This is a genomic window from Clostridium carnis, from assembly GCF_054657435.1.
The window spans coordinates 843,152-855,588 of the sequence record NZ_BAAHYS010000001.1 but is presented as its reverse complement, the minus strand read 5'-3'; the positions used below and the strand labels follow the sequence as shown (position 1 = coordinate 855,588).

General features: G+C 27.2%; 5 protein-coding genes. All 5 read left to right on the top strand.

The window, feature by feature from the left end; translation table 11 throughout:
* Positions 1–36: 36 nt before the first annotated feature.
* The 5 genes from ACYQ1T_RS04005 (at position 37) to ACYQ1T_RS03985 (ending at position 12,381) form a co-directional block, all read left to right on the top strand.
* Positions 37–489 carry a methylglyoxal synthase gene (locus ACYQ1T_RS04005; protein ID WP_459832077.1) on the top strand — a complete coding sequence of 151 codons (453 nt, stop codon included), beginning with the start codon at positions 37–39 and terminating at the stop codon, positions 487–489.
* A 715-nt stretch (positions 490–1,204) separates the two neighbouring features.
* Positions 1,205–4,411, top strand: a complete 3,207-nt coding sequence (locus ACYQ1T_RS04000) for an endo-beta-N-acetylglucosaminidase (protein WP_459832074.1) — start codon at positions 1,205–1,207, stop codon at positions 4,409–4,411.
* 569 nt (positions 4,412–4,980) lie between these two features.
* The gene (locus tag ACYQ1T_RS03995) at positions 4,981–5,739 is read left to right on the top strand and encodes a hypothetical protein (RefSeq protein WP_459832072.1); all 759 of its coding nucleotides are present in this window, start codon (positions 4,981–4,983) and stop codon (positions 5,737–5,739) included.
* A 360-nt stretch (positions 5,740–6,099) separates the two neighbouring features.
* Positions 6,100–11,472 (top strand): endo-alpha-N-acetylgalactosaminidase family protein, encoded by a 5,373-nt coding sequence (locus ACYQ1T_RS03990; protein WP_459832070.1) that lies wholly within the window; start codon positions 6,100–6,102, stop codon positions 11,470–11,472.
* A 294-nt stretch (positions 11,473–11,766) separates the two neighbouring features.
* The gene (locus tag ACYQ1T_RS03985; RefSeq protein WP_459832068.1) at positions 11,767–12,381 is read left to right on the top strand and encodes a PH domain-containing protein; all 615 of its coding nucleotides are present in this window, start codon (positions 11,767–11,769) and stop codon (positions 12,379–12,381) included.
* The last annotated feature ends 56 nt before the right edge of the window (positions 12,382–12,437 follow it).

Below are 12,437 nucleotides of genomic sequence, written 5' to 3'. Positions count from 1 at the left end.
GCTATAATTCTACTAGAACATATAGGGGAGGAAACTATGGGTATGTACAAAATGAATAAGGTTAAAAAAATAGCACTTATAGCACATGATAATAGAAAAGAAGCACTTATTGAATGGGCTGAAAAAAACAAAGATATATTAAAAAATCATATACTTTGTGGAACTGGAACAACAGCTAAACTTATAAACGAAAAAACGGGACTAGCTGTACAGGGGTTTAAAAGTGGTCCAATGGGTGGAGACCAACAAATTGGTGCAAGTATAGTTAATGGAGAAATAGATATAATGATATTCTTTTGGGATCCATTAACATCGCAACCTCATGATCCAGACGTAAAAGCACTACTTAGAATTGGTGTGCTATATGATGTAGCAATTGCAATGAGTGGATCATCAGCAGATATGCTATTAAATTCACCAATATTAGATGAGGAATATGATAGAAATTTAGTAGATTACTATGCAAGAATAAGAAAAGATAACTTTTAATAAAAATATATATTTTATAGATAAATAAGTTAAAATTAGTTTGTGACTATATAAGTAGGGATTAGATATGAATTTTCAGTCTAGTATTTTTCAAGAGGTTTCGATAGAAATAATCAAGGATATATTTAAACAATTAAATATTTATTCTTTTACTTAAAATAACACCGTCAACACAATTAGTTGACGGTGTTATTTTGTAAATAAGTTTAATTGATTTTAATTATCTATATTAATTTTAAAAGTACTAATCTTTAATAACAGAGACTTTTATTAATTTAATTATAAGATTTTTGAATTAATTATTGATAATTCAATATAATCTTATTTTAATAAACTATCCGATATAAAATTTTAAAAAGTATATTATGAATTATTAATAGATTTTAAATAATATTAGTAATTATAAATTAAATAAAAAAATATGAATTTTATACCAATTAAATTTTAACATAATAAAATTAAAAATAAATTATAATTTTATTAAAAAATATTTTACAAAATAAGAAATATTTGTTAATATATAGTAAAAAGGCAATGGGGAATAAGCTACTCTATATTAAAAAGAAAATTTTACAATCTCTAATGTAAACGATATTAATAAGTGGTTATTAAATACGCAAATGGGAATTTATTAAATACATATATTTATTTAATAAAAAATATGTAAATTAAATAATCATAAAAATTATTTATGGTAAAAGGAGAGTGTATTATTATGAAAAAAAGAAGCTTCAGAAAAAAAAGAAATTCACAAGCAATGGTCTGTGCAGTGGCACTTGCTATGGGAACAATGATCATTCAAGGACATACAGCACATGTAAGGGCTGAAATAGTTCAAGGAAAGGAAGTGTTATCAAACTATTCAATTAAGAATTCACTTCAACCTATAGGAAATGCATATAGTATAAAAACTTTATTACAGTGGACTCCTGAAAGTGATGAAGCTGTAAGATATAACAGGGCTAGTATAAAGTTAAAAGATAGGTTTACAGGATCAGTTGTAAATAAGAATGCAAATCCAAATGCTAAAATAATGAATTGTGCTTTAACTAATCCACAAACAGATAATGCACCATCACAAGGTGGTGATACAGAAAATGCTTATGTATTCTCATATTGGCAATATGTTGACTCTTATGTTTATTGGGGGGGATCAAGTAGAGGAATATTTGTCCCACCAACAGCAGATGTAATTGATGCAGGACATAAAAATGGTGTTCCAGTATTAGGTACTGTAGGATTCCCATGGGGATCAAGTCCAAATAGTGATGATGAATATGTTAAGCAGATAAGAGAGTTTTTAGTTAAAAATGAAGATGGTAGTTTTCTAGTTGCAGATAAAATGATACAGATGGCAAATTTTTATGGCTTTGATGGATGGTTTATAAATCAAGAAAGTTATGGATGTAATAAAGAAGATGCTAAGCTTATGGTTGAATTTTTCACATATATCCATGAAAAAGCTCCTAATATAAGAATTGGATGGTATGATTCTATGACAACAGATGGTCCGGTTAGTTATCAAGATGCATTAAATCCTAGAAATGTAGGCTTTTTTCAAAATCAAGGAAAGAGAGTAACAGATGAATTTTTCTTGAATTATAATTGGGATAGAACTTCATCATCATATCCAAATTTAAGTAAGGTTGATATGAGTATTAAGACGGCTAAAGATGTTGGTAGAAGTCAATATGATGTATATGCAGGGGTAGAAGTTCAACAAAATGCATACAATGACAGATTTCCAGTTGAGCATTTACTAGATAATGAAGGAAAATTAAAACTTTCTTTAGCAATGTATTGTCCAAACTCAACATTCTCAATGGCTAATGGGATAGAAGATTTCTATAAACATGATCAAAAGTTTTGGGTAGGTCCAAGTGGAGACCCTTCAAATTCAGATACAACTCAACGGTGGGTAGGACTTTCAAATTATGTAGCAGATAAATCAGCTATAAATGATTTACCATTTATTACGAATTTTAATTTAGGACATGGACAGGCATACTATATAGATGGTAAGTTATCAAGAGATAAAGCATGGAATAATAGAGCACTTCAAGATTATTTACCAACATGGAGATGGATAGTAGAGTCAAATGGTTCCAAGTTAACTCCAGATTTTGATAGAAGTGATGCATTTAATGGTGGAAGTTCATTAGTAGTTAAAGGAAATTTAGAAGCTGATAATCCAAATCATATTAAATTGTATAGTACAAATTTAAAAGTAACGGATAGTACTACTGAATTATCAATTACTTATAAAACACCATTAGACAAGAATAATATGAAAATAGGATTATGTTTTGGAGAAAATTATGATGAAGGAAACTTTAAATTCTTAGATGTTGAAAATGGAAAACCAGGTGAATGGAATACGGCTAAGATATTATTAAGTGATTATGTAGGAAAAACAATATCTGCAATATCATTAAAGTTTGAGAGTGAAAAAGATATAAAAGATTATAAAATAAATATAGGTAATATATCAATAGAAAAAGCTAGTGAAAATAAAACTCTTTCAGCACCAAGTAAAGTTATGTTAGACGATGAACTTTTCCATAATGCGCAAAAGGCAGAAGCAAGAATATATTGGGAAGATGTAAGTGGAGTGGATTTTTACGAAATTTATAGAGTTAAGCCAGATGGTAATAAAGAGTTTGTAGGGGCAACTTATAATAATTCATACTATATATCACCATTTAATAGATATAAAAATGAATCAGAATTTAATTTTGAGGTAGTTGCAGTTGATAAGAATTTTAATAGAGGAAAATCTAAAGCATTAAAGTTTAAGTGGAATATGCCTGGTGATTCAACAGAAGTGCCAAATGAAGAGCATCCAATTAATCTTGCTTTAAACAAAAGTGTTAAGGCAAGTACAGAAAATTCTGGTGAACCTGCAATAAAAGCTGTAGATGGAACGGTAGAGAATAATAGTAAATGGTGTACAACTACAGGCATGTATGGTGGATGGTTAGAAGTAGACTTAGGAGAAGAAAAAACAATTCAAAGATGGGTAACAATGCACGGAGAGGCTGGAGGAGAAGCTAAAGATACAAATACAAAAGATTTTAGATTGCAAGTATTGGATAAAAGTGGACAATTTAAAGATGTAGATGTTGTAACAGATAATAATAAAGGGATTGTAGATAGAAATTTAAAAGAACCTGTAACTGGACAAATATTTAGGTTATATATAGATCATCCAGGGGTTACACCTTGGAAGGCTATAAGAATCTACGAATTTCAATTATTTGAAAATTCATATACACCTACAACTGAAAATATACCAATGAATACTGTTAAGGCAACTAATAATAAAGGTGTAAATGATGAAGTTTTATTTCATTATGTACCAAAGGGATATGAAGTATTATTGTACAAGAATATAAATGATAAGGAGCCATTTGCAAGCAAAGTATCTGAAAAAAATGGGGAAGTTAAATTTACTGGATTAGATTTTGGAGTTGAAAATGGAAGAGTATACTTTGCAACTAAACAAGAAGGAAAGCAACAAAGTATTAAGCTAAGTGTATCTTATGACAATGAAAATTGGGAGGTAACTAAAATACCTAATAAATTTACTATTGTAGATTATCAAGTAAATCCAAGGGCAGCTTTATATAAAGAATATTATGGAATATTAGAAGTTGGAGATTTAAAACCTGGAGACATAGTAAGTTATTATAAAAATATGGATGATGAATTTCCAGTTAAGGTTAGTATTCCTGTATTAGATGATGAAACTTCAACAGTATTAAAGCCTATTGTTTTTAATCAATATGGAGGAGATATAATACTTCAAGTTAAGAGCATTGGAATGAAAGCTACGCCTAAATTTAAAGTATCATATAAAGAGAATAAGGAGGCGTCAGCTAAAGGAAAGATAGAAATAATAGTTAAGTCAAAAGATAATTAAGCTACTTATTAAAACTAGTGTAGACGTTAAATTTATGGTAAATAAAAGCTAATGCTAAATGGTATTAGCTTTTATTTTTTATCGATGAGATTATATTTAAATAAGAAAAGGAAAGCTTCAATAAAGATTTTTAAAAAATAATTTTTTAAATTTTATAAGGTCATCATAAATTAATCAAAAATTTTAGGGGAATTTACATATAATTAAAGAAATTTTAAAAGAAAATCTAAATTATATAAATAAATAGATGTTATATTAGTAATTAATAATAATTAAAGGTGGAATTTTAATGATATCAAAGAAGCTTATATAATATACAACTTAATATATATTAAGTCTAAGACTAATTTTATATTAATAAGTACAAAGACTAATTAAAATGAAATCAAAATAATATTAGAATATTAAAAAAAACTTTACAGAAAGGTTTCATAAGGTTAATTTTAATAAAAAATAATATATAGAAGAAAAAGTAATATAGAATTAAATTTAAATACTAAATATAATAAATAAAAATTTTTAGTGAAAAATAAATTTATTATATTAATTTAAGAAGAGGTATATATAATATGAAAGTTAAATATAGAAAAATAAAAATATTATTAATTATAATGATTTCTATAATAATATCTGGATGTGGATTAGATTTAAAAAATAAGGAAAATGGAGAAGTAGAGAACATTAATTATAAAGATTACACTTATAAAGAGGGGCAATCTTTAAATAATGCTATTTTTATTGTTCCAGATAGATTTAATTCTAATAGAGATAATATTTCAGATATAAATACTAGAAATGATGATATAGCAAATAATTATTTAATCACATTAGAAAAAGTAAAGGAATTTTCTAAAGAAAACTCCTTAAAATTGAAATACATTCAAAGTTTAGAGGATGTTAAAGCATTATCTTCAGAAGAAAATAGAGAATTATTAATTAATAAATTAAATGGAGCAGAATCTACTCATTTTTTTACTGAAGAAGAAGGATTTAATATAGATTTAAGTATTAATTCAACAAATTTAACAAATAATATTGAAAATGAGGAATGGATATTTGCAGATATTCTTTTTAAGTCTTCAATAGAAAATATAGATAAAGATTTTAAGTTTAAGGACTCAAAATTAGATGAGTTTAGGAAGTATATTATAGGTGAAAATAATAATTTAGACTATAATGTTATAAATGAATACGTTGAAGGATATTTTAATGGAAAATATGACAAACATATAAAATTCTATAATAAAATAGATGATAATACTTCAGAAGTTATTAGAATAGAGGATAATAATATATATTATAAAATTACTTATGATCCTAAGTATTAGTTTAGTGTAGTTCTAATATAATTTTTCTATAACTTAAGCATTTAATAATATTATGGATGTAAAAAATATATAGAGTGGCTATTAATTAATAAAAAAATTAAAAATATATTATAAGAAGTGAGATTTCACTTCTTTTTTTTTTGTATATAATTATATAAATTTTATACTTTAATACAATAATGTAATTAATAGAAATTACAAGAGTTATATTAACAAATATTTAATAAAGTTAACTAAATAGCAATATTATTAATAAAAACAACAACTTTGTTAATTTAAATAAAATGGAAATATAGTAAAATAATACCATGAAAACATATTCATGGTTTGAGGGGAGAGATATTTATGAAGGGAAAGTATATGAATAAGAACATTGCACTTATTATAGCAGCTGCTATAACAATGGGTCAAATTCCAGTTTCTGCTTTAGCAGAAGAAAATCCTTTAACTGTAGTTATAGAAAATGCACCTACGGAAAATGCAGCTACATTACAAAAAAAAGAGACAAATTATAAGTATAATCAAGAGTATGCAGACTACTCAAGTACTTCATGGACAACCTTAGGCGGAGGAGGAAATATTATTAAGAATATGGATAATCCAGTGCCAGAAACAGAAGGGAAGAATGGATACTTACAAATTAAAAGAGATGCTGCAAAGGGAAATAAATTTATATTTTTAGAGGATCAAAGTCCAGAAGTAAAGGATTTTGAAGCAGAAGTTAGATTTAAAATAAGCCCAGAAGAAGGTAAGAAAGCAGGGAGATTTGGTATTATATTTAGGGGGAAGGATGCAAATTCTTATGGCTTTATTGGTTACAATGGTGGAGAAACAGCTGCAGGCAAGTGGTTAATAGAAACTTCAACTGCCTGGAAAGATGATATTTCAGGACCAACTATTGAAGGTAATCAATGGGTAACTATGAATGTTAAAGTTCAAAGAAGTAATGTAATTTTGACTGTAAATGGGAAAGAAATATTTAATGGAGCTGTATCCTTAGGAAACTTCCCTACAGAAGCAGGTAAATTTGGATATAGAACATGGTTTGATAATAAGGATATAGCTGTTGACTATTTAAAAATTAAGTCTTTAGATGAGGATGCTGTTACAGGTATAGCGAAAATTCAAGATATATCATTAGAAACTTTATTAAAAGTAAATCCAGAGTTGCCTTATAAGGTTAATGTAACTTATAGTGATGGTACTGCTGGACAAGAAGTTGTGATTTGGGATTATGTTGATCCATCAAAATATAATACAGCTGGAAATTTTATTGTTGAAGGAAAAATAAAAGGAGCTGCAGAGGGAACTCCTAAGGTTAAAGCAAATATAAATGTAAGAGGAAAGATAAATTACTCAACTGATTTTGAAACTTCAAAAACTAGTGGTAACTGGAAAGTTTTAAAGCCAATAGATAAAGAGGCTATAGTAGAAAATGGAGTTGTTAATATTCCAATGAATGGAGTTTCAATATCAGCTGATATGGCATCACCTAATATTAAAAACTTTTCATATGAAACGGACTTTACCGTAAATAGTGATACAGGTAGAATTGGTTTAGGTTTTAGAATTAAAGATGCAGATAATTGGGGAGCTATTTGTTATGATGCTGGCTCATGGGTATGGAAGTCAAGTAATAATGGATCTGAAAGCTATGGCTCTTTTCCTGGATCATTTAAATTAGAAGCTAATAAAAAATATAGAATGAAGTTGGAAGTTGAAGGGAATAAAATGACATTATTAATAGATGGTAATGTTATAGGAACTACCATATCAGATAAGCTTCCAAATACAGCAGGCAAAATTGGATTGGTAGGCTGGTTTGCAAATAAAACTATAACTTTAGATAATGTTAAAGTTGAAGAAATAGCTAAGGAAAATGAAGGCAAATTGCCAGAAGTTCAAGTTAAATCAATTGAATCAGATAAAATGGTTGTTACTCTTGATAATACTTTTCCAAGAGTAATTCAATATAAATGGAAAGATGATGGTTCTATATTAGTTGGACAAGAGGATAGATTTAATAAAGTATCTATAAATGGAAAGAATTATTCTCCAGTTGTAACTTGTTCTTTAGAAGAAAATAAGGCTAATTATACAATGGTGATAGATGAAATTGGAGTTACGTTAACAGTAGTTATATCTGTTGAAAATAATAAAATAAGAATGGAAGTAACTAATATAAAAGAAGCAGGTGATTTCCTAGTTAAGAAAGTTGCTTTCCCAAATAATAGTTTTGCAACTGTAAGAAGTGATAATGGTGGTGCTATTGCAGCAGTATTATCAACAGGTCAATGGCATCAAATAACTGATGAAATAAATACAGTAGAAAATCTTGAACCATCTAATAAAAATAAAACCTATGCATTTATTAATGATAATAATTTTGCTATAACTATGAATAATAATGTTATTGAATATTCTAATAGAATTCTTCTTAATACTAAAAATAAGAATGGTTATAAGTCTACAGGAATTGGAACTGGAACTTGGACCTATAGAGAAGTTGAAAATTCTGATATTAAGTTTTATGGAGATAAAGAAAACTTATGGACTGAAGTATTTATAACAAAAGATATGAATGATGATAAGAACATAGATTGGCAAGATGCTGCTATACAATATAGAAATAATGTTAAAGCACCTATGGGAGGAGAAATGATTAAAGATAGTCTTTCTTATATAGCTTTTAACATTGGGTATACTCAAAGTCCATTCCTAAGAACATTAGATACAGTTAAAAAATTATATAACTATACAGATGGTTTTGGGCAAATGGTTCTTGAAAAAGGATATCAAGGAGAAGGTCATGATGATGTTATTCCAGATTATTGCGGACATTTTGGTATAAGGCAAGGTGGAATTAAAGATTTTAATACTTTAATAAAAGAAGGATCTAAATATAATGCTAAATTTGGTGTGCATATTAATGCTACAGAATATCAATTAGATGCTTTTCAATATCCAGATGGAATAGTTAATGAAAATGCTAAAGGATGGAACTGGCTAGATCAAGCATATTATGTTAACCAAAGAGCTGATTTAACTACTGGAGCTTTATTTAAAAGATTAGATCAACTTAAAAAAGATGCGCCAGATTTAGGATGGGTATATGTTGATGTTTATACAGGAAATGGATGGAATGCTCATCAGTTAGGTGAAAAATTAAATAATTTAGGCTATCCAGTTGCAACTGAATTCCATAGTCCTTTAGAAGAACATGTAATTTGGAATCACTGGGGTGCAGATCCTGCGTATCCAAACAAAGGTGGTACAAGTGAAATATTAAGATTTATAAGAAATAGCACTAAAGATGGATTTTTAGCAAATCCATTATTAAAAGGAAGTAAACATTTATTATCAAATGGATGGGGCAATAATCATGCTATAGAAGGAGAAAAGGGATTATATACATTCTATAATCAAGTATTGCCAACTAAATACATGCAACATTTTGATATTATGAAAATGACTGATGATGAAGTTATTTTCAATGAAAACTTGAAAGCTATTAGAGAAGGAGCAGATATTAACTACTATAAAGATGGACGATTAGTTGCAACTACTCCTGAAAATACAATAGGGGAAACTGGTATAGGTAAAACTAAGTTATTTTTAGAGTGGAACTTTAAAAATGGAGAAGATAAAATTTATCATTGGAATCCATTTGGGACTACTTCAGAATGGGAATTACCAAAGTCTTGGGGAAATTTAAGTAATGTATATGTATATGAATTAACTGATTTAGGTAGAGTCAAAGTTGGTACTGTAGATGTTATTAATGGAAAGGTAAATTTAAATGTTAAACAAAATACTCCATATATTGTAACTAAAGGAGAAATACCTGAGGATAGAATCGATTCATGGGGAGAAGGAGTACTTATTAAAGATAATGGGTTTGATTCTCAAGAATGGAAAACTTGGAGTAAGGAATCTGAAGAAGGAAATACAGATCATATTAAATTTATAAATGAAACAGCAGTTAGAAGAGCAGGAAATGATGTAGTTTCTATTTCAAACGGACAAGGTAAAATATCTCAAAATATTCAAGGATTAAAATCAGGAAAAACTTACTCTGTATCTGCATGGGTTAAAAATGATGGAAATAGAAAAATTACGTTAGGTATAAAGTGTGGAGATAAAACTGAAACTAATATAATAACTAGAAGTGCTGAAAAAAGAGCTGGTGAAGGCCATAAGTATTTAGATGATAACTTTACAAGAATGGAAGTAGAATTTACGGTTCCAGAAGGCATTACTAATGCTAATATTTATATTGATGCAGCTAAAGGAAATGGAGATGTAATTGTAGATGATTTTAGAATTTGGGAACATCCAGGACATACTAATAAAGATGGATATATATTCTACGAAGATTTTGAAAATGTAGATGAAGGTATTACACCATTTTTCTTAGGACCTAATAGAGGTACTTCAAATAGAAGCCACTTAGCTGAAAAAGATTTATATGGAAGACAAAAAATGAATTGGGTTCTTGATGGAAGATTTTCATTAAAAACTAATCAACAGTCAAATGAAAAAGGTGAAATGCTAATAACAGAAGAATCTACATTTAAATTAGAACCAAATACAACTTATGAATTAGGATTCTTATATTCTCTTAAAGATGATACTCCAAAGTATACAGTAAATGTTAAATCTAAATCTAATGGAGGCTTAGTGAGTATTCCTCTTAATAGTACTAATATTGAAGAAGGAAAATATACTAATCCAAAGAGTATAACTAATAAATTTACAACTGGTGATAAAGATGATTATTATATATCAATAGATAAAAAATCAGGATATGCTGATCTTATTTTAGATAATATTTATGTTTCTAAAATAGATGATACTATTAAAAAGCCTGAGCTTAATAAAGTTAATTTAGGTCTTTCAGTTAATACTTTAGACAGAGAAAATCCATTTGATATTTCTTTAATTTCATTAAATGGATTAATGAATAATGGTTCAAAGGCTGATTTAAAGGATGCTAAAGTTAAGTATATAGTATCAGATAAAGATATTGCTAAAGTTGAAGGTGAAAAGATAATAGGACTAAAGGATGGAATAACAACATTAGTTGCTAGTGTTGATTTAAATGGAAAGACTATTAAGTCTAATTCTGTAACACTTAAAGTTGGAGCTGGTGAAGAAGAAGTACCACCAGTAAATAAGGTTGATAAGGATAAATTACAAGTTGTAGTTAATTTAAATTCTAATTTAGTAGAAAAAGATTATACTAAAGAAACTTGGAAACCTTACAAAGAAGCTTTAGATGCTGCAAATGCTATATTAGCAAAAAAAGATGCAAAACAAAATGAGGTAGATGAGGCTAAGAGTAATTTAGAAAGTGCTATAAAAGAATTAAAGAAATTAGCTAGTGATACTACTAACAATAGTACTAATGAAAACAATAAAGGTGAAAATAACACTAATAATCCTAATAACAATAGAGGAAATACTAATATTAATATTAATCCTAATAACAACAGTGGAAATACTAATATTAATACTAATAAAGAAAAAGATAAAACTAATAAAGAAAAAAATACTAAAAAGCCTAATACTACAAATGCTATTGATACTATCAGTAAAGTTAATAGTAATGTTAGTGAAGGTAAGGGGACTGGAGTTTTACCTTATACAGGAGGAACTTCAGGAGCAGCATTAGGATTCTTTGGAACTATTATGGCAACAATCGGAGCTTTAATATTTAAAAAGAGGAAATAAAAATACTATAATTATAAATATTTAGAAAGCAAAAAATAAATCCTTATAAATTTGGACAGTAGATAAGTTTAATTTTAAAGAAACTTGTCTACTGTCTTTAATTTCATATTATTATTTAATTTTTAGAATTAAAAATATTTAAGATAAGTGGATAGTATTTGAAAATAAAGTAATATATATGAAAAAATTGTAAAATAAATTCTAATTATATGGTTTAGTTGTTTGAAAATTCAGTCTATGTTATTATTAAATAAGCAGATAAAATATATAGAAATACATTTAGGAGGTAATAAAATGTTAAAAAAATTAGCTTCAGATGCTTTAGGATTAAGTGATATTGGTAAAATAATAGATCCAAAAGATTTTAATAAAGTTGATGCTGATGATTATATAATGCATGAAGATGGGGAAAAAATATTTTTTATGATAAAATCAAGAACTGATGAATATTGTTTTACTAATTTAGCTTTAATTCACGTAGATGGAACATCTGTCGTGAGTAAAAAAAGATTAGTTAAAAGGTATGATTATTATAAAAATGTAATACAGAAGGTTTATTTAGAAACTGCAGGAACTGTAGATTTAGACTGTGAAATTAAATTTATAATAGGTGAAGAAGGTTTTTCTATTGATGTAAACAAATCGCAAATAGAACAACTTAAGGATCTTTATAAGTCTTTAATTAGAATTGGGCAAATTGTTCAAGAAAATGAAATTATGCTTCAAAAAACAGAAGAAAGCTTAAATATAGCAGCAACAGCTTGTAGTTCAAGTAAAATACAAGATGGTGATATAGTAAATTTATTTAAGAATATTAATGAGTATTCTTTTAATTGGATAAAGGAAGGAAGAAAAACATATAAACAGAAAGATTTCACAGATGTATTTAAAAATTATATAAATAATTAATTTATATAACAATTTATATATTATAGAAATTAGTATAAGATAGTGGGGAATGGAAG